Source organism: Lachnotalea glycerini, from assembly GCF_003201285.1.
Lineage (GTDB): Bacteria > Bacillota > Clostridia > Lachnospirales > Lachnospiraceae > Lachnotalea > Lachnotalea glycerini.
On record NZ_QICS01000003.1, the window covers coordinates 97433 to 119635 of the forward strand.

Annotated in this window: 14 protein-coding genes and 1 riboswitch; all 14 genes read right to left on the reverse strand. The window is 35.0% G+C overall.

Annotated elements, in window-relative coordinates:
• Positions 1-83 precede the first annotated feature (83 nt).
• The 14 genes from C8E03_RS07875 to gtfA all read right to left on the reverse strand — a co-directional run bounded on the left by C8E03_RS07875 (position 84) and on the right by gtfA (position 22159).
• Positions 84-1394 carry a sensor histidine kinase gene (locus C8E03_RS07875; protein ID WP_110290734.1) on the reverse strand — a complete coding sequence of 437 codons (1311 nt, stop codon included), beginning with the start codon at positions 1392-1394 and terminating at the stop codon, positions 84-86.
• Between the two features lie 53 nt (positions 1395-1447).
• Positions 1448-2155: a LytR/AlgR family response regulator transcription factor gene (locus tag C8E03_RS07880; RefSeq protein WP_094377623.1), complete on the reverse strand. Its 708-nt coding sequence runs from the start codon at positions 2153-2155 to the stop codon at positions 1448-1450.
• A gap of 106 nt (positions 2156-2261) precedes the next feature.
• Entirely contained in the window at positions 2262-3194 is a 933-nt protein-coding gene (hprK, locus tag C8E03_RS07885) for an HPr(Ser) kinase/phosphatase (RefSeq protein ID WP_094377622.1), read from the reverse strand.
• A gap of 489 nt (positions 3195-3683) precedes the next feature.
• Complete coding sequence (locus C8E03_RS07890; RefSeq protein WP_110290735.1) at positions 3684-5597, reverse strand: endonuclease MutS2; 1914 nt, start codon at positions 5595-5597, stop codon at positions 3684-3686.
• A 300-nt stretch (positions 5598-5897) separates the two neighbouring features.
• Positions 5898-6806 (reverse strand): cation diffusion facilitator family transporter, encoded by a 909-nt coding sequence (locus tag C8E03_RS07895; protein WP_207657794.1) that lies wholly within the window; start codon positions 6804-6806, stop codon positions 5898-5900.
• 204 nt (positions 6807-7010) lie between these two features.
• A riboswitch (NiCo riboswitch) is annotated at positions 7011-7104 on the reverse strand.
• Positions 7105-7275: 171 nt separating this feature from the next.
• Positions 7276-8181 carry a CAP domain-containing protein gene (locus C8E03_RS07900; RefSeq protein ID WP_242993446.1) on the reverse strand — a complete coding sequence of 302 codons (906 nt, stop codon included), beginning with the start codon at positions 8179-8181 and terminating at the stop codon, positions 7276-7278.
• 128 nt (positions 8182-8309) lie between these two features.
• Positions 8310-9293, reverse strand: coding sequence for a DUF4405 domain-containing protein (locus tag C8E03_RS07905; protein WP_170122937.1), 984 nt, complete (start codon positions 9291-9293; stop codon positions 8310-8312).
• Positions 9294-9382: 89 nt separating this feature from the next.
• Positions 9383-11080 (reverse strand): S8 family peptidase, encoded by a 1698-nt coding sequence (locus C8E03_RS07910; RefSeq protein WP_094377619.1) that lies wholly within the window; start codon positions 11078-11080, stop codon positions 9383-9385.
• Positions 11081-11118: 38 nt separating this feature from the next.
• Positions 11119-13152, reverse strand: a complete 2034-nt coding sequence (locus tag C8E03_RS07915; RefSeq protein WP_094377618.1) for a substrate-binding domain-containing protein — start codon at positions 13150-13152, stop codon at positions 11119-11121.
• Between the two features lie 221 nt (positions 13153-13373).
• Positions 13374-14591 carry a DUF4422 domain-containing protein gene (locus C8E03_RS07920; RefSeq protein WP_094377617.1) on the reverse strand — a complete coding sequence of 406 codons (1218 nt, stop codon included), beginning with the start codon at positions 14589-14591 and terminating at the stop codon, positions 13374-13376.
• 176 nt (positions 14592-14767) lie between these two features.
• Positions 14768-17572 carry a hypothetical protein gene (locus C8E03_RS07925; protein ID WP_110290737.1) on the reverse strand — a complete coding sequence of 935 codons (2805 nt, stop codon included), beginning with the start codon at positions 17570-17572 and terminating at the stop codon, positions 14768-14770.
• 192 nt (positions 17573-17764) lie between these two features.
• Positions 17765-18742, reverse strand: coding sequence for a LacI family DNA-binding transcriptional regulator (locus tag C8E03_RS07930; protein ID WP_110290738.1), 978 nt, complete (start codon positions 18740-18742; stop codon positions 17765-17767).
• 226 nt (positions 18743-18968) lie between these two features.
• The gene (locus C8E03_RS07935; RefSeq protein WP_110290739.1) at positions 18969-20600 is read right to left on the reverse strand and encodes a glycoside hydrolase family 13 protein; all 1632 of its coding nucleotides are present in this window, start codon (positions 20598-20600) and stop codon (positions 18969-18971) included.
• A gap of 110 nt (positions 20601-20710) precedes the next feature.
• Positions 20711-22159 (reverse strand): sucrose phosphorylase, encoded by a 1449-nt coding sequence (gene gtfA / locus C8E03_RS07940; protein WP_110290740.1) that lies wholly within the window; start codon positions 22157-22159, stop codon positions 20711-20713.
• Positions 22160-22203: the final 44 nt, after the last annotated feature.

The following is a 22203-nucleotide window of genomic DNA, read 5'->3' on the forward strand; positions in this document are numbered from 1 at the left end:
CCGCGTCTGTGATCCAGGAATCAAACTTTTTTACGTTACCATAGCAAGGTCTTTCCTTTGAAATAAAAATAAGTCTAAATTACTTACAAAATGAGCATAATTTCCAGACAAAACAGTCCTTGATTGTTCTCCTCCTCAATAATACTGCACTTTACATTCCCATTGTACTTGTCTGCTGTCTTTCTCATATTGTCCATACCAAAACCATGATTTATCGTGTCCGCTTTTCTTGTTTTTACTTGCATTATTCCTTTCGTCTTGTTACATGGATTTGTAAAAGTGATTAACACAATCCTGTTATTTCGTTTGACTGTTACAGTCAATACCGCTTTTATTAATTGTAAACGCTTTATTTCCTCTATCGCATTGTCTAAGGCATTTGCAAACAAGGTACAGATATCAATCGGAGCAAGTCCTTTTATCTCTGTCATACTGCCCTCAATTATTAATTCAATTTCATATTGTTTCACCTGAGATAATTTTTCATTTAATATTGCATCAGCCATATCATTTCCAATATGGTATTCTCGATCTATTTTTTGAGTCATTTGGCTTAGATCCATGATATAATCTCCAAGCAATCCATATTCCCCACGTTCGTACAAATCCTTTATACAAATCATATGGTTTCTCATATCATGCTTGATACGTCTTGTTTCCTTTTGTGTTTCTTGATATGTCTTAAAATGGTTCAACTGCGTTTGAAGATAATATTCATTGATTTCAGACTTTACTTTATAGATGTTTGCATTTGTGCTCTCAATTGTCATAATAATGGAAGTTATAATAATCATAATTGATATAATGACTCCACCAAGCAAAAGATAACGCTGATAATGTGACAAATCTTTTGGCAAGACTGTGGATATCGCATAAATAATGAGCAGTAATAATCCGTTAGCATTCAGGATACGTCGTTCCCAAGTCCCTAATTCAAAGTTTAGTAAGCCTCTATTTCTCTTAATCCAAAGACTGATGATTGAAACTATTAAAATGTCATAAAACAATTCAATAATTATAATAGGATTGGACAAATCTGTTGAATTCTCTTTTACAAAGATATGAAATGCCATGGATGGAATCATCTCAATTGACATAGTAATTCCCATAATTGGTAAAATAAGAAACAACCCTCTTATTTTCTTACTTTTTCTTGTGATTGCAATCATAACAGAGAAAAAGCCTATAAAAAACAATGACATAAGCCCTTCGCCTAATTCACCACTTATAAACACAGCAAAGATTTCTGCACATAAATACATACCACCAAATATTACCCATGATTTTGGATGTAAAAAACATCTTTCACCATAAATATATCTGGCAGTTAATATCATTAACAGCATAAAAATTATCATTGAAATACCCAGGATAATATGGTCTGATTGAATCATAAATACTCACTTTCTGCCTTTCATTGTATGCTATGGCGTTTAAGAAAAAATAACTATTTCCCACATATCTTCACATAAAAGATAAGCGCATCCTTTAATTCTTTTAATTTATTCCTGCTTAAGGGAATCAAGTCCCCATTCTCCATAGTAATCAGCTTATTCGTATAATGCATAATATAGCCAAGATTAATCAAATAGCTTCTATGCGGCTTATAAAACATCGTCCCTTTTACTTCCTCCTCCATTTTTGCAAGAGTTTTCCTGATCAGATAAAAGTCATTCATCGTATGTATGCTTATATTAACATTTTGAGCTTCTATTGTTACAATATCGCGATATTTGATTAGGATTTCCTTGTCAAAATCCTTAATTAACATTTTTTTGTTACGATTTATTTCATTTTGCACATCCTGCAATGCAACCTTTAATTTTATCTGACTGACTGGCTTGGCTAGGAAGCGAAAAGCATCTACCTCATAGCCATCCATAGCATATTCAAGATGGCTGGTTAAAAAGATTAGAATTACCTCTCGATTGAAATCTCTTATTTTCTTAGCTGTCTTAATTCCATCAAGTGTTTCCATTTCAATATCCATAAAAATAAGCTCATAGGCCTGAGGATTACTCTGATAGACAGTTAAAAATGATTCGCCTGACGAAAATCCTTCAATCACAACATCCAGACTTTTATAATATTGGTATAAATAATTTTTAAGCTGCTCCCGAAATATTTTTTCATCGTCACAAATGGCTATTTTCATCTCTTTTATTCCCCCTCTCGTTATTTTTGCTTTTTTCTTATGAAAAAAAATACCTCGTATTTAATACGATATCATTAAATACGAGGCAGCATTTAGTTGTACTAAATTAATCTTTAGCTATAAATTGTTCGTTTGCTCTTTTTATAAATTCTGCTGTATCATTATAACCCATTTGTCTTTGCCGGTAACTTAAAGCAGCAGCTTCCAATATTACCGCTACGTTTCTGCCCGGTCTTAATGGAATATCATAATTCACTATTTTATTTCCCAGTATTTCTACAAAAGATTCCCTGTCACCTAATCGGTCATATTCCGCTTTTGAATCCCATTCTTGTAACGTAACTACCAATTCAATACTCTGAGTTTCTTTCACGGATTGTACCCCAAACATAGTCTTTATATCTACAATACCAATACCTCTTATTTCTAAAAAATCTCTGACTATTTTAGGTGCTTTTCCAAATAAGGTTTTCTCACTAGCCTTATATATCTCTACAGCATCATCTGATACCATACGATGCCCTCTTTTGATAAGCTCTAATACAGCCTCACTTTTTCCGATTCCGCTTTCTCCTCTAATAAATACTCCTACTCCATTGATATCAACTAAACATCCATGAAGAGTAATAGACGGTGCCAGTTTTTCACCTAAGTACTTTATAATAAGACTCATAAAATCAGTTGTACTTTCCTGTGTAGAAAATATCGGTATGCATTTCTTTGTAGCTATATTTATTAACTCAGTATCAGGCTCAATATCTCTGCAAAAAATGTAACAGGGTGCACCTAAATCCATTAATTTAGTATAAATACTTAATTTTTCATTTTGCGCAAGCTGTTTCAAATACATTGCCTCTACCTGTCCAACAATCTGTATCCTGTTTTTATCAAAGTAATCCAAAAAGCCTGTTAACTGTATCCCCGGTCGATTAATATCCCTTGTGGTAATATGAATATTTTTATAATCGACTTCTGGGGTTAAAACCTTTAATCCAAAATGCTCAACAATTTCATTCAATTCACAATAAAATCCTTTCATAAATTAATATCCTTTCATTACGTATATTATATTAATAAACAAGATATCTTTATCTTGTTCAAATTAACCTATTTTTATCAAATAATGTACATTTTAAGGCTATTTATCTTTCTGAAAATATTCCCTTCTCATTTTGTTTACTCAATGCTTCACTTAATATATTCAGTAAATTCATTAGCAAAAGCTTCTTTACTCTCCTTTTTTATTTTAGATACTTTTATAAACATGTACAAAATCCCATCTTTCATTCCTTTTACACATACCCAGCACGTAGTGCATTTTATTATGTAGAAATGCATTATTTTACCTTAAATAACAAGACCTTTCCTAAAGATAAAATATGCACTATAAAGATAAGTAACATCATCTCCTTATTAGTTTAAATATATAAAATAATTACTAACTTAGTTATATTATACCACTGAGATACTGTCAAGTTATTAGAGTAAAATAGGTTATATTTTATACAAATTGAACCGATTAATGCTTCTATTCTTCTATTTTTATTTCTAAAGTCTCATCATATTTTCTTTCCATTTGGTGCCTTGCTTTCCTTGTTGCAACCGAATCAAATACGATTGAAAAATCATAACCATCTGGATATAATTCCTCTGCTCTTACATGAAGCTTTACTCGTTTATGATTAATCCATATCTTTTTCTCTCGTAGCTGAACTTGTAAAACTCCCTTTTCATTCACTTTCATACAAACAATTCCTATTTTATTATCTGGTAAAATCATAACGCTGTCACCTATACTGAATTTCTCAGTCAGATTATTTGGAGGCTGTTTTTCCTTCTTTCGCTGAAGCTTTGGTGCAACGCTTTGTTTGAAAGAAATATCCTCTTTTATATTTAGCTCTGTTATCCATTGACTTTGTTCCTCACCATATGCCGCTTTACTCGCGGTGATTAGCATTTGACTTGGCATTCCAAGTCTCTTCGCAATTTGTAGTGCACAGCTTTCTCCTGCTTTTCCTACCTCAAGGCGATAAAGCGGCTTAAGTGATTCACGGTCAAAGGCCATTCTGGCGTTCATAACGTGTTGAGTTTTCTCTGCATATGCTTTGACCTCAGGATAATGTGTAGTAGCCAGATACAAACATTCACTTTTTCTAAGCTCCTCAAGAATAGCAATCGCAATCCCCATCCCTTCGGTAGGGTCAGTCCCAGAGCCTAATTCATCCACAATAACTAGACTGTCATGATTTGCTTTCTGCAAAATAGACAAAATATTAGTAATATGTGCCGAAAATGTAGATAAGTTTTCTGTTATATTCTGTCCGTCCCCGATATCGCACAGATATTGACTGTTCATCGCAAAATTTCCTGCCTCACATGGCACATGCAGACCGCACTGAGCCATAATACTAAGAAGCCCTACCGTTTTTATCGCCACTGTTTTTCCGCCTGTATTTGGCCCGGTTATAATTACTCCATTGATGCCGTCACCCATTTCGAAGTTAAGTGCAACACACTGGTCAGGATCAAGAAAAGGATGTCTGCCATTTATAATCTTGATCCAGCGTCTAGTATTAATTTCAGGTGTTACCCCTTTCATATCAAAGCTAAGCTTTCCTTTTGCAAAAATAAAATCAAGCTTCTCAATCACTCTGATATTTTCGTAAAAAACCTCCTCTTCATCATGGATCTTAGATGCTAAGGAATAAAGTATTCTTCTTTCTTCATTTTCTTCATCTAGTCTAAGGTTAATCAGCTCATCATTTAGCTTTGAAACAACTGTGGGTTCAATAAATAATGTGGCTCCCGTTGAGGATTTATCAATTGTACTTCCAGATATTTTAAATTTGCATTCCTTTTTAACTGGCAGACATATACGACCGCTTCTTTGCGTAATATAAGAATCAGTAAAACATTCCTTGTTACTTTTTAATATGCTCTCCGCCTTTTGACGCATCTTAGCATCTACCTGCTCTATATCCTGTCTTAAACTCCTTAACAGCTTGCTTGCATAATCATCAACTCTTTCTGCTCTGATTTTTTCTCCTATTTCATAACGCAGCTGCTCTAATGAATCTAATTGTTCCTCATAGTAAGGCAGGCTTATATTAAGCTGCTTGCAGCGTTTCAAAAAATCTTTTAGCCGCATTACAGCAGTCAATGTGATTCCAATGTATTCTAATTGTTTTGGAGTAATGAAACCTCCTTGCCGAACAGCGATTAAAATATCCTCTATTTCATTCAGACTGACTAGGGGTGGATTTCCAAAGGTATCCAAAATTATTCTGGCCTGCGTTGTCTCAAGCAGACTATGCTCTAATTCACTTTCAGACAGATACGGCTTGATTTCTTCCAGATGTCTTTTTGCATTCTCTGTAAATGCATATTCCTTTAATTTATTAATTATTTTATCAAATTCTAGAATTTTAAATGCTTGGTTCATGTTTTCCTCCTGCTACAATAGTGTGAACTTGCTTTTTCTTTGAAATAAAAAAACCTGTAAGACCATAAAGATATAGTCCTACAGGTATTCTTCACCTATATGATTACATGTTTTCTATCATCTTTATGGCATGAAACAGGTACAACAATAAAAGCATTCTTAAATGCTCTGTTGCCTGAAACCTTAAATTCATTAAGCTACCAATAAAGATGCAATTAACAAAAACACACAACCTTCCATTAAAATTTTATTTATCATAACATTTTGTTCTAAAAATATCAAGCTTATATTGATTTTATCCTATTTCACTAAAGTTGGATTAACGTGAACCATACAATGCTTTACCATTGGTATTTTATTTTCAATTTCATCATGAACATTCTGGGCAATATTATGTGTTTCATTTAAGGATTTAGAACCGTCAGCCGATATTTCAACATCGACGTATATTTTAGCACCAAATAATCTTGTTCTGACCTCATCAATGGACTCCACGCCTTCTTGTTCTGCTATAATCTGCTTTATGTCACTTATCGTTTTGGTATCACAGGATTTATCAATCATCTTATCAATTGCATCCTTGAAGATATCGTAGGAAGCTTTTTCAATAAAAAGACATATTACCACACTTGCTATTGGATCCAAAATAGGATAACCTAATCGAGCTCCAAATATACCTATGAAAGCACCAACCGAAGAGAGTGCATCTGAGCGATGATGCCATGCATCTGCCATAAGCGCACCTGAATTTATTTTTTTGGCAGCCGCTCTTGTAAACCAATACATCCATTCCTTAACGATAATTGACATAACTGCTGCAACTAATGCCAAAACCCCCGGTATTTGTAATTCTTCATAATTTCCGGAAAAAATTTTCTCAATCCCGCTTATTCCTATCCCTATACCCGTGATAGCTAAAATAACAGCAAGTATAATAGATGCGACGCACTCAAACCGCTCATGTCCATACTGATGCTGTGTATCTGACTTTTTATTGGAAATATTAACACCAATCATCACGATAAATGTACTAAATACATCAGACGCTGAATGTATGGCATCTGATATCATAGCCCCGGATTGTGCAAAAATACCCGCTAGTAATTTAAAAAGGGATAAAACTACGTTTATTATAATACTTATTACTGATACCCTCATAGCGATTCTCTTATCGCTTAGACTATCTTTCATCTGATTTGTTTGTTCCATAACAGTTACCTCCACCATATTTTATTGAGTAAGATAGCTCTATGGCACATGCAAGACATTTATTTATCCGTTTTTATTCCAAGGGTTTTTTTAAAGACAGGGTTCACATAATATTAAGAAATAATATATTCCCTATCAGCAAGCCAAAAGTATTACTTTACTTGCTAAAAATAAAAAAACACCTATGGAACAATAATAGTAAACTACTGTCCCACAGATGTTGAATTTCATCTGCTGCCAATATTGGCCCGGCTCCATGAATTGACATGTAATTCATCGCCTGCTCAGTTTGTACTGTAGATTTGTATGCAGTGCAAAGAGTATTATTAATATAATATGGCAGCAATTAATAATTGTCAATCATTTTTAAACTTTTCTATTGTATTTTTTGATTCAATTTATTATATCAGTCTTTTTTATAACGTATTTTCTATTTTTCATCATATGTTAAAAACTTAAATAATAAGAATTAATAAGTAAACAACTGTACCCAATATTGTGTTCCTGAGCTGTTTTGAAGATTTCCAACTCCGATGTGAACATAATTCTTATTCATAATATTGGCTCTGTGTCCAGGACTATTCATCCATGCAGTCACAACCTCTTCCGGTGTTTTTTGACCCCAAGCAATATTTTCGCCTGCTCCTTTATAGGTAACGTTCTGCTCTTTTAATGCAGTAACAAATCCACTGCCATCAGGGCGTACATGCTCAAATTTTGTCTGTATTTCGTTTGCTCTGACCATGGCAGCTTTTTCTACATTTGTATCAATGGTTAAAGCAGCAAGTCCTTCTTTTGCTCGTTCAACATTAACTAAATCTACGACTTGCTGAGCATAAGATGAATTACTTGTTGTAGTCTGATCAGTTGTAGTTGTGTCTTTTGTTTCCTCGGGAGTCGTTACGGTAGTCGTGTCTTTACTTGAATCTTCTGCTATTACCTCTTCTACTGTTTGGTCTTTTGTATCAATCTCCTGCACATCATCTGCTGAAGTATTTGCTGTTTGGTTACAGCTTTGTGAAGTTTCTTCACTTTGTATGTAATCAGACAACACATTATTGCTGCAAGCCGAGCTTTGTGTACAATCATTAGTAATACAACTGCTATTACTATTGCAATTACTTTGCGCTGCATCTACTCCGCAATTTTGCTGACCAAGAACTTTGGTCAAATCCGCACAGCTTCCATTGATTCCAGCTTCCTGCAATTTGGCTTTTACATCATCTAGACTGCTACAACTACCACTTATCACTACGGCATTATTACTGCCGTAACATTGATTATAGGAACATGCCCCTGCTGCATTTACAGTCATTGGTGCTAAATTGGCTGTTATCGTTATTGCCATCATACCAAGCGCCATAATTTTCTTCATTGAATTTTCCTCCTCGTTGAATGTTACAATTTTGTTACATTTATGTTACAAAAACATAATAACATCCAAGTGCCTAATTTTCTAGCGGTAATGATTGGGAAAAATTCAATAAATTGTGATTATTGTGACTATTCAGTTTTTTTTCTTCGATTCACAAATTTTAATGTGTAATAAGTACCTGCCACATACAAACCCATAATAGGCACATAATCCATGAAAAGTTCAAGCAGTGAATTATCATTATTTGAAAGTATAATTGTATTTTCTGTAGATTCTGTTACATTGGTACTCTCTGAATCACTTGTATCATAAGAATTATAATACGTGGTTGCCGTAGCTGCCTGATTTTCTCCTATATTACAGCGTGGTGAGAGTAACGAACACTGCTTCCCACACCCTGTACAGGTCAGACTTCCAAGAAAATCATTTAACGATTGATTCTCTTGAATCGTTTCTGTAAAGGTTCTGTTTTCACTGTTCTTTTTGTCATGCTTCGTATTTTGACTTGTATCAACTGCCAAAACATCACTTGTTGCTTTTGCCTTTGCTTTTGAAAAAGCCGGAATGAATTTACTGCCAATTCCTTTGTCAAAGGAACCTTTCACTCCTGCTATTACCATGAGAAGTGCCAGAGCCTTAAGGCATATATTTCTTAATACATTATCACCTTGAATATGCAGTGATCTTTTGATGCCTCCCATAATCATCTTCCAATGAAAGCCAAGATGGATTGACATAATAATAAAGCCGCCGTATGCACAAACTTCATGGAGATAGGCCCAAAACCGATTAAACGAAATGCCAAGCCCCGCAAATACCTGTCTGGAAATCATAACAGAAGAAACAACTAGTACAAGCATATCTATCATTAGCAAAAGATTGGTTAAAGTCCATATCAGTGATACTTTATTCTTTTTTAAATTTTTAAATAAATTAAAAAGATTAATAAACCATATTCTATTTAATGCGCAATGTAGAATAAATAACAAAAATATCGTCATTCCTAAAATCTCATGTAATTGATTGCCGGTGACTTGATATCCCATTAATACAATCATAATTATGGTCATAATAAAATCAATTACAAGCTTGAAAATCATCTTTCTACTCATTTGTACCTCCACCAATTTTAATACTTCTATATTAATTGACGAATGTGACAAAAGAATGACGAAATTATGAAAAACAAATGAAGCATTCATCAACCAATCAAGGTACTAAACGCATTGTAAACATCCAAAATTCCATATCCCCATTCCCTGTTCGGATACACCATATTAGAATCCCTTCGAGCTCCACGAATCAGAAAGTTTTTAATTTGTAAGGTATCAAGCTGCGACTGATTTCCTTTTACTACTCCCCATTCCAAAAGCATAGCAACGACTCCGGCCGTAAAAGCTGCAGATATGCTGGTACCGGTATAACTCGTATATGTATTATTAATTGATGGTACTGTCATATTTACGCCTGCTGCTGCCAAAGTTGGGTTTACAACATTTGAAATCGTATAGCCTCTGCTTGAAAAAATATATAATCCCCTGTTTCTGTAATCATATGCCGCTGTTACAATAGGGATAATTGCATTGCCTGGCGAAGTAAGTGTATAATAAGGATCCGGTTTTACAAATCGTGTCCCTTCTGTTAAAAAATTAGTAATGGGCAGCCATATATGAAAGTTAGGTTCAATATTAATTGTGGAATAGACACGAAAGCGCCAAATTCCTTCCATTGGATTTTGAAAGCGTACCAGTATAATTTCTCCTCCTGATTGTTCCTCTACTAATTCATAATCGACAAACACTCTGGTGTTTTCAAAAATAAAATTTAATTCTCTAGTTTCCTTTAGTCTTGCCGGAATACGTGGAATATACTGTCCCGTTGGTGAAAGCAGGTCAATAGAGAAAATATTCGGACTTTGTCCCCATATTTCCATAGCGAATCCCTTATTGTCAGGTCCAACCTTAAGCTCTACCGTATCATAGCCGATTGTAGGATCTACGGTTCCAGAATAATGATGTGCTCTGTTTCCTTCATTTCCTGCTGCTATAGAAATACCAATCCCCCTTTGTGTTGAAATAGAGGTAAGATAAGTGCTTAAAGGTGACTGAGAGTTATGTGCTCCCTGAGAGGTACCAAGTCCGATACAAATTGAAATCGGGCGTGCTAATTTTCTTGATATATTTACCAGATATTTAATCCCTTGCATGATATCATTCTCCTGATAACAGATAGCATCAGAGGGGATAAAGAAGAACTCTTTTAAATATTGCTTTGCAGTTTTTAATTTAACAATTACAAGCTTTGCATCCTGAGCAACTCCGGAAAATTTCTCACCTTCATTTCTGGTTCCTGCTGCCATTCCCGCCAGCGCTGTTCCATGTCCATTCTCGTCAGTACTAGGAACAATAGACAAAGGATTTGCACTGTCAAGCGCAAGATTAATCTGATCCTGCGTATATTCTGATCCATAATAAAAACCCTCTGGTACTAAATTAGTATTAATTATGGTTTGATCCCAAATAGTAATGATTTTTGTGGTACCATCCGAATTTTTAAAGGCTTGATGCAAGTAATCTATGCCGGTATCAATAATACCAACTAATACTCCCTGCCCTGTTAATTTCATATACGGACTGCTTTGTATTCTAGTAACACCTGATTCATCCAAACTGCCAATATCCATCAGACCAAAACAACTTGGATAGATACTATATGAATATTGTTGAATTAAATTATTAGGTAACAGTGACAATGGTAAATATGCAACTGAATAAATATTGTTTATATTTTCGTAGCAAAAATCCTGAATTGACTTAATACTATCCGGAATTTGCTCATTTTCAAATATTAGATCTCCATAATCTTCACTTATGATGCGGTTTGCACAAAATTCATCCAATCCTTTCTCCCCCTAACCCATGCAATTTTTGGCAGCTTTTACGTGACATTATTTTGAACCGTACCTGTCTCATCTACCAAGAAAACTTCCATTAGAATTATCTTTTCTCTCCAATCATCAAACGTAATTGGATTACCCAGTAAATAGGTATTTGCTATCTCTACTCCTATCTGCCCCATTCTATATGGCTGTTGTGCAATAGTTCCTTGTAAATCCCCTGCCTTAATTGCATCAATTACACGCGGCCCTGCATCAAAACCGATTAGCATAATAATGTTCTTTTTTCCTGCTTCATTAATCGCACGTGAAGCGCCAATTGCCATTGTTCCATTTTCACAAAAAACAACTGCAAGATCATTTCCATAAGAAATCAGTATTTTCTGCATTTCAACATACGCCTCTGATTCTTCACTGTTTGCGGTGACTTCTGTTACAAGATAAAAACCTTGAGCCAGCAAAACGCTTTTAAAGCCTTCTCCTCTAAGTAAAGAATACTTTGCCGTTTTTTGTACCTTAATAATGGCAAAGTTTTTGCTTTCTATTCCATGTGATTTTATTAAATTCAAGGCATATTCACCTGCTAAAATTCCTCCCCCAAAGTTATCCGAAACAATAAAAGCAACTACGTTAGCTCCTCCTGTTCCCGTATCAATTGCTACAACAGGAATATTATACTTTTCTGCATTTGCAGTAATAACCGGAAGAAGCTCCGGATTAAAGGGTGCAATAATCAAGGCATTAATTCCTTGACTGATCAAATCAATACTGCCTGTGATCATTTCGATTGTATTCCTCTTCTCATCGTGAACAATTATATTAATACCAAGCTCCTTGGCCTTATTAAGAACACCCATCTGCATCTCCTCCCAAAATTCTTGAGAAGTGTCAAAGACAGACCAGCCAAATGTAAATATTTTACTTGGATATTTACTAGTTTCTTCTGTTTTAATATTGCATGCAGCCTGATTATCATCCTCATTCTTTTTTTCATAGGGAATAATCGTTACTCTAGATTCACCAATTGCCTTTATCAATTCAAATTTTCTTTCAGAAAGGTTATACAAACCATATGTAATTGGATTGGTTTGCATTTTCGATACACTTGGACACATGCATCCCGTAGTAACATACATAATTTCATCATTTTTGAATATCGATGGAGAATGAGTATGACCCATGACTACAGTATCCACTTCTCTTTCCACGCAATGATTCATTATTTTTTCGGAAAAATTTTTTTTGTTAAAGTCATCTATGATGTCTTTTAATTCAAGCTTTTCGCTTACTAGCTCCTGACTTTGATAAATTGTTTTCACATCATACAAGGTAGCTGAATAAAAGGGATTTACCAAAATTGGCATGTCACCAGGAATGCCTGTTGCATCTATTAATGCATCTACAAAATTACTGATTACATTCGTATCCTTTGAAAAATGCTCATAATAAAAGGGAAGTAACGGAAGAAAATCATTATAATTACAAGCACTATAATCCTCTAGCATACAAATAGACTCTTCCTGTGTTTTTTTGAGAATTGATTGAACTTTATAAGCAAATGCCCTGCATACAAAATGACCAATCGGAATAGGAGCTATTCTGCTTGCAAAATAGGGAGCATTTAATATTGTAAATTCATGTCCATGAATAAATTTAATTCCTGAATCATAATAGGGAAAATAGGCGCCATAATGAAATTTTATCGTATATCCATCATTACTTCGTATTTTATTAAGTTCTGCTTGTGTTACATTCATATCGTGATCTCCAGATATATATGTCATTCTACCTTTCAGCGCACTAAGCGCTTGTACGAGCTTCCCATATGGTCCTAACACATTAGGATTCGCCTCAATAATATCATTTATGGTAGGCGGTAAAGCATCTGGCGGATATGCCCAAAATTCAAAAATATCCCCAAGCAATATTACTTCCTCAATTTGATCAGCGCAATTTATAATGTCATTTAGAATGGCAAGCAGATATTTTTCGTGTATTTCCTTACAATACCAAACAGTAGGAGAATTAGTTCCCATATGTATATCACTTAAAACAACTACATATTTGTCTTTCATATATCCTCCAATTTATCTATTTCAAATTAATATATGAATGAAAAATGAGCTTTATTCATTAGGGGTGCAGGTACTTTTCCACTTGCATTCGTGCGCATTGTGTTTTTATTTCATAGAATTCAATACTTTTATACGTTACCACAACAAGGTTTTTCCTATGAAAGAAAAAAGCTTCCAAGGTAAATAACACCTTTGAAAGCCTTTACGAAAAATATGATTCCTTATATAAAATCTTTAAGCAGTTCTAATCTTTCACTGACCATTTTATTATCTGAATCATATTCCAGACAACGTTTTAATAATAAAACCGCAGTCACATATTCCTTACTCTTTTCCATGTCTTTGGCAATACGAAGCAGAGTTGAAACAGAATTTTCCTTTGTATCACAAAACAGCATAACTGCTATACTGACAGCAATATAGGATACACGTTCTTTTTGTAGAAAAAGCAAGTCAGTATCTGTGTTTTGCCCGAGCATATATCTTTTTACAATACTGTTAAGATTTCTAAAAAACTGCATTAATTTTGTAAACTCATTTGTCTGATCCAATACACCGCTTACCTGATTCATTGCCTCATTTTCACAAGTTGAAATTACCTGCATGGATAGCTTTAGCTCTCCTGTCGTGTCTGAGGCTTCCAGCAATACATCCGGTCTTTTTTCATAGCACTGCATGAAATATTCCTTTGCTCCTTGAATATCCTTATTCTTAAAATAAACAGAAAGCTTCTCTTTCATTTCTTTTGTCTCATACTTTTCCGCCGACATGCCTACCATACACTCATATGCCTTTAATTTTCTGGTATCTACCCATACCATTAGCAAAAACTCTGAGATAAAGCCAAAAACCCTCTTATGGTAATTGTCATAGGAATCAATATCGATTCGTTTCTGTACCTCTTCAAAGATATCAAAAAGCCATGAAGCATATTCATCAAAGAGCTTTTTGGATGCCACCATAATATTTCCAAAGTAGGATCCATTAGAATGCACCAGTCGTTCAAAATTCGGATAATACTCTGGATATTTTTCTTGTATAACTCTTCCTGTTTCTATTAAATCCTTGATATTGTGAGCATCTGCATATCCATCATAATAGGTATAATCATATTGAAGTTTCTTAGATGTGATGATATCATAATCCTTTAAAATAGTAAGAAACTCTTTTTCTCGTAAAATTTGACCACTTTGGTTAATCAAATATCGACGGTAATGACAGATTCCAACAAAATCCGCATCCCTGACATTCTTCCATACCCAGTATACTCCTGTGAGCTCACTATAGTAGCAATTCAGAACTGATATATTCTCTCCCGTATTATCTGAAAGATACCCCAAATCCTCTGTTAACGCCCTTCCCACCTGAAGGGGAACATAAGTTTCATCCCTTGGCACATCAAACCTTTTATGTGTCATAGTAAAAATTTTAACCGACATAAATACCTCCTGCCTCGTATCAATACTTATGTCATCATATCACTTTTTAGATATGAATTCAATGTGAGCTAACTCGGAACCTGCCAATGTCTTCATCCCCTTTTTTACAGTATAAAGAATGTAGAAATAATTATCCTGTCATTTTGTGCTCAAATTTGTCTGCTTTTTTATTCTTTTTATCCATTCATTTTACTTCCACATTTGGGGCATACACTGCCCTCTTTATATACATAGCCACAACGGTAACAACATTTTACCGGATGTACCTCCTTAGCAAGGTAAGATATGTTTCTGGATTCAGGCTTTTCTTGAAGATATGATAAAAATGCATCTAAAACTTTGGCAATTTCCTTTAACTGCTTGGAATGTAATGCATTAGAAATCTTCGTTTTAGAACCTTTATGATTGACGTAAATGCCTTTGCCAATCAGACCTGTACGTGCATAAATCTGTTCTACATTCATCACATCAATCACACCACCACTCATCAGTGCTTTATAATATATATGATTAGGAGTAAGTATAAAGCCGCTCTCACCATTTCTGGCATATGAAGTATCACAGATTACAATAGGATATTCATATTTCTCTCTGCCAGCAGCATAGGTCTTAAGAGCATTATGAATGATAATAGAAACATCATCTGATGGATTGCCCCTCATCATTTTCCTTGCCTGATAAAAATAGATTCTTGACTCATCTTGAATGAGTTCAATCAGTTCTTTAGATAGTTTACTGACTAGCTGTTCGCATTCATCACTTTTTAATTTGGTAAGCCTCTTATCAAGCTGTCCTAAAATATCTTCCTTAAGCTCCGGCAAATATTCTCCCAGTAAGATTTCTTCATAGGCTTTGATTCCTTCTTCGAATGTAAGGTCAGCCGGTTCATTGCAGATTCTTTTCAATGCTGCCACATCCATATCGTACACTTTTTGATGAAGCTTTTCAAAAACAGGAGCTACATTTTGTTCCTCAAAGCCTTGTTCCTTTAGCTTTTGGCTGACATCTAAATACGCTTTTCTGTTTCTTGGATTTTCACGCTTCATAAATGCCGCAATTTCTTGCTTTTGAGCATCCTCCCATTTATCCTCCAAAAGTCTTTTAAACGTACGCAAATCAACCTCTTTATAGGCTTCTAGCCGATCCTGAAACTGTTCATACTGTCTCTTACTAACATGCTCTGGTACTTGTGAAATTAACTGCGCAAGCTCTTTTTTAGCCGCCTTTTCCAATAATTGCCTTAATGAGTTCAACACCGATTCTTTTATGCTGTCTGCTAGTTTTTCACTCTTGACCTCCTCTATAACAGATAAAATCTGGTTATAGTTTTTATCTTTACTCGCAACTGCCTTTTCCAATACTCTCTTTTCATTTTCCTTATATAAATACCTATCTATGGTATGCAGCCTGCCCCTTTTTTCCTCCTCCTCCAATTTTGTCTCAGACTGAATCAGAGCTTTCAGCTCGCTTAACTGTCCTGTGGAAAGTTTTTCAATCGTTTCGTCAAACTTTTGATTCTCGCCTCTAAGCAGTGAAGAAACTAAATCCTTTAAATTTACGAGAGCAGAGGTAGTGCCTGTCTTTTTCTCTTGATTAACTGATTTATCCTGATTCCTTTTTTCTCTTTCTCTATTCTTTGCAGTGATTTCCTGTTCAGAATATGTCCTGTCAAAGTCATCACCCCGTCTTATTTCCTTTTTTAGACTTGAGCCTTTTTCCAATACTGATTCATTCGCTGAACTATTTTTATTTGATTTTATATTCACTTTCTTATGTTCGGACTTTTCTTTTTTATTTTCTGAATTAAGATTGTCTTTTTTATTGTTTTTACTATTTGTATTGCTTTCGCTAGGTAACGCTTTCTCTTTCAGCCTTGATTCAATCGGACTATAATACTTTGTTACTTCTTCTTCTGGATAAAAACCTGCTTCTACTTTATTGATTAATTCGTCTAATTCCTCCTGTGACATAGAATCTATATCATCACACAATTCTTCTAATTCAGAAGCATCATTTGTATTCATAGGCTTATTTTTCTTGTTCTTATAATCTTCTTCATATTCATTGAAATTACAATTAGAAGTTTTCCTCCCCTGCTTTCCTAACAGCTCTAAATAGTCATCATAGGCTATGGAATCCTCCTCTAATATTAGTTGGTAAACCTCTTGTTCACTAATCAACTTTTGCGGCTTTGGCGTGAAAAAGCTATGGCATTCTCTACAGGTGTATGCCCTAGCCAAATACACACCTCCCTCATCCGTCTCGATTCGGAACTCTTTTTCTATAGGAAAAACGACCATATAAAGCTTTTCTGTACAAAAAGGACACTTGTAATTTACCATATAAAAATCATTACCCAAGCGAGATTTTACCTTATCTTCCTCTGTTATATCCTCTTTATCAAAAGAAAGTCTGCTGCTTTTCCATACCATCTTGTGCCATAAGCCAAGGCTGTAATTGCTTTCTTCCTCCTGCTTTATTAGCTCTTCTTCCTGTTTTTCTTCCTCTTTATCCTCATCTGTCTTGTTTGGCTCCAAGATAATTTGAATGACATCCTCGTAAGTAAACAAAACGTTATTTCGGTAGAAACGAAGGTTATCTCTTGTAAGAGCCGCTTCAATATGTATGTCCTGCAAAATATATTGTAATAACTTATTTAACTGGTCATAATCCTTTTCAACTCTTAAACCTTTGATTCCTCCCCACTTACCAAAAGTATACAAAGTCATATTTAAAGTATTTTCCAATAATTCATTTTCTGTAATTAAAAGGACGTCGTCCTCATTTACTATTATATCAATGATATTGCTATAGGCTCTTTTATTGTCAAAATTAAAAAAAAGAGAACGCACTTTTCCTAATAAAATTAAATCATTGTTATTAATCAAAAAAATTCCATCCCATTGAACATTTTCGCCCATTGTTTTAATAATTTTTTGAAATACTGCTTTCAACTTCTCATTCGCCTTTAAAAGAATCATCTCAATCACTCCTCTGGCTTCTATTATAGCGTGACTTTGACAAATTCTCCAGTTGAAATAAAAAATTAGTACTAATTCATTAATCGGAACAGAGTGTATGCAAGCAGACACTCACGCGAGGCGCGATTGCAAAGCAAATAGCGGTGCAAAGGATCTTATTGGTTCCCTTGACCGCTATCAACTTACTTCTTATTACGTGCTTTCTCTTTTCATCAGACTAACCGGAAGCGTTGTTTTACTTGGCACAATCTTGCCGTTGCTTGCCTCTATTAGCAAGGATATCGCCATCTGAGCCATCTCTTTGATTGGCTGATGTATGGTTGTAATCGTCGGAGTGGTAAGAGAAGCCACCAATACATCGTCAAATCCCACTACCTTTAATTGCTGGGGTACCTTGATTTTTAATTTGGCACACACCTGTAGAATCTGAGCAGCAATCAAATCACTACTGGCAAAAATTCCATCTACTCCCTTATTATTAAGCAATACATCCTCTATTAGTTCCTTATATTCGCCCACGTTATACTGTGTTTCGTTTGTTTTCAGCTCCTGATGTGCTATTTTATATTCCTCGCACACCTCAATAAAGCCTGTCTCTCTGCTGTCTGCCGGCATATAGTTACCGCAGACTCCGCTGATTTGTACCAGATTTTTACAGCCCAATTCAATCAGATGTTTTGCAGCCAGACGGCCACCCTTTAAATTATCACATTCTACGCAAGCCGTTCCCTTTTCCAGATTTCTCTCGATTGTGATAAGAGGTACATTAATTTTATCAAATTTATTCATTGCAACCGTTCCGCTACAAAGAATAATCCCTGCGACGCGATTCTGGTTGCACATATCTAAGATTTCTATCTCTTTTTCATCTCTATCCTTGGAATTAAAAAGTAATATCTTATATTTACGGTTATTTGCCGCCGACTCGATATTGCTGATTAATTCTGCAAAATATGGATGCCTGATATGTGGAACAATAACCCCTATCGTATTGGTGGTCTGCTTTGATAAGGATCGGGCCATTTCATTAGGCTGATAATTTAATTTCTTCATTGCGTTAAATACATTATTACGTGTTTCTTCGCTTATATAACCTCTGCTGTTGAGTACTCTTGAAACAGTGCTCACAGCAAGTCCGGTTTCCTTTGCTACATCCTTTAAAGTTGCCACAACAACACCCTCCACACAATCCATTATTATCTTTTACTATTTTGTACACATGATATTACTTCATAAAAGTTTATTTCATAAATATAGTTGGCAAGCATTCTTATCTTTGATTTTTTTAATTCTGCTTCAAATACTGCCTATATTATATCATTATTGGCGATGATTTCAATCATTCCTTTATCCATGTTAATGTGTTATTTTTATTCACTTAGCACTTCATGACCCTTTATGCTAATAGATACATTCTCGCTTCATAGGGACGAAGCAGATGTTCTTCTTTTACTAACTCATAATTTGAAATCAACAATTGCTTTTTTTGTTTTAATTCTTCCATATTGACAGTTCGTTCTTTGTCATGGAAATTGCAGACCACTAAAAGCTTTTCAAACGTTTTATTTTTCTCAAGTGTTCTTGTATAGGCGAAGATATCTTCATCCTCCTCAAATAGTAATTGAAAATCACCGTATACAATCACCTCATACTCCTTTCGAAGCGAAATCAGTTTTTTGTAGGTATGAAAAATGGAGCTTTTATCCTTTATTTGACTGTCTGCATGAATCATCTTATAGTTAGGATTCACACCAAACCACGGTATTCCTGTGGTAAATCCAGCATTTTTATCGGCTGACCACTGCATTGGCGTTCTTGCATTATCTCTACCCTTTATGTAAATAGAATCCATTATTTCTTCCTTGGTATAACCCTGTTTTATTCTAGACTCATACATACCATGTGCTTCGATATCAGGATAGTCTTTAATGTCCTTTAAGCGAATATTGGTCATTCCGATTTCTTCTCCCTGATAGATATAAGGTGTTCCTTTCATACCATGCAATAAAATGGCAAGCATTTTAGCACTTTCAAGCCAGTATTTCTTATCATTTCCCCATCTGGATACAATTCTTGGCAAATCATGGTTGTTCCAGAATAAGCTGTTCCAGCCGTCTTGTTTAAAAGCCGTCTGCCACTTTTTCATGACCTGCTTTAGTGCAAGGAAATTAAGTGGCGCCAAATCCCATTTCTCCTTGCCAGGTATCTGGTCTAAATTTATATGTTCAAATTGAAATATCATGCTGAGTTCATTTCGATTAGGGTCACTGTAAAGCTTTGCGATATTGGTATCGGCGCCCCAGCATTCTCCAACTGTAAGCATATCTTTACTTCCAAAAGTTTTTTGATTCATTTCCTGAATATATTCATGAAGCTTAGGTCCGTTGCTTGTAATCTCTTTTTCGGGAATTTTTCCAATCAATTCAATAACATCCATTCGAAATCCAGCAATTCCCTTTTCTATCCAAAAGTTCATTAAATCATAGACCTCTTGTCGAACCTTGCTATTTGTCCAGTTAAGATCTGGCTGCTTTTTACTGAATAAATGTAAGTAATATTGATTTGTTCTCTCATCATATTCCCACGCGCTTCCACCAAAGGCAGATATTAGTCCATTTGGTTCTTGCCCTTTGACTGCATCTTTCCAAATATAATAATCTCGATATGGGTTATCTTTGGATTTTCTTGCCTCAAGAAACCATTGATGTTCATCAGAGGTATGATTGGCAACTAAGTCAAGCACTATGCTAATCTGTCTTTGCTTTGCCTTATGAAGAAGCTCCTCCATATCCTCCATGGTACCAAATTCTTTCATGATTGCCCGGTAGTCACTAATGTCATAGCCATTATCATCGTTTGGTGAATCAAATACAGGACTTAGCCAGATTACTCCAATTCCAAGCTCCTCCAAATAAGGAAGCTTTTTAATAATTCCTTGGATATCTCCGATACCATCTCCATTGCTGTCCATGAAGCTTCTTGGATATATTTGATATACAACCTGATTATGCCACCATTTTTTTTTCATATTATTGGTCTCCCTTTATTCTATTTCACTACTTCATAATTTTTATAGCTTGCACTATTAAGTCTGATTGATACCCGAATCAGAGAATGGGAAGCATTCGCTTTCCCGTCTTAAAGTATCATTGATTTCTCATTATATTTTTCATCCGTATAGGCAATTTTTGTAACTTTTGTTTTAAAATCAGCGTACAGCACTGCCTTGTGCCTGCCATTGCTCCGTTCTATGATAAGCTCGTGTTCCATACAATCCATCATTAGAAAATCTCCATCAAAGGCCTTATGGGTATTTCTAAATTCCATGAGACGTACAAGTTCCTGCACTACAGGACGCTGCATCTCATTGTCTATTTCGTTCACTGTGTAATAGTGTCGGTTAATATTTCTTCCTACCTTTGTTGCTTCCAAAAGCTTTAGATCATTTCTGCCTGCTAAAAGTCCTACGTAATATACCTGCGGAATGCCTGGGGCAAAAAACTGTACGGCTCTTGCAAGCAAATAAGCTTTGTCATCATCTCCAAGAGCAGAGTAATAGGAACAATTAACCTGATAAATATCCAGATTATGATACGCGGCTGTATTGTAAACTTTCTTTACATTTGCCCCATATTTGAAAATATCTTCTTTGGTTCTTTCTATTTCTTCCGGCGGCAGTAAATCTTTTACATCAACCACACCGATTCCATCATGCGTGTCTAACGTTGTAAACTGTTTTCTTGGACAAATGGTAAGCCATTTTTTTAAATAGTTGGTTTTTCCATAATACAAGGCATTGATTAAAAGCATTGGTAAAGCAAAATCGTAAACGTAATAGCCTTTTTCCTCAATCCTTTTTTGCATCGTATAATGCTCATGTATTTCAGGTAACAGCTCAACTTGATATTTAGCAATTACATCCTGACATTGCTTTAATAATTCCCATACCTCCGGTTCAATGAAAAAGCAGCTTGTTCCTGCTTTCTTTGTGGCATAGGCAAAAGCATCCAGTCGAATCAAAGCTGCTCCATGTTCACAAAGAAAAGTTAAATTATCCTGAATAAAAGCCTTAGCTGCCTCGCTCTTGCAATTGATATCTATCTGCTCCTCATCAAAGGTACACCATACTTTTTCACTGGTTCCATCTGCAAATTTAGCTTCCACATAAGGCGCTCTTGGCTTTCTTTTGTAAATAACATCTACCTGCTCTTTGGTTGGCTCTCCCTCTTCCCAAAAATTCTTAAAGCGAAGAAACAAATCCTTGTAAACGGAAGCCTCCTTATTTTGCAAAAAATCCTTATAGTATTCACTTTGTGCTGATATATGATTAATCATATAATCAAACATCAAATAATAGTTTTCTGCTAATCGCTTAATATCCGTCCAACTGCCAAAGGTTTTTTCTACTGTATGATAATCCATAGGTGCAAAGCCTCTGTCACCTGACGACGGGAAAAACGGCAATAGATGAACTCCTCCAATTGCCTTTTGAAAATATCGATCCAATATCAGCTTTAAATCCGACAGATTACTCCCCATGGAGTCGGAATAGGTTATGAGCATCACTTTATTTTCTATTTTCTTCATACTTTATCCAATTAGCAGCTATTATTTCTGCCATATCCTTTCTC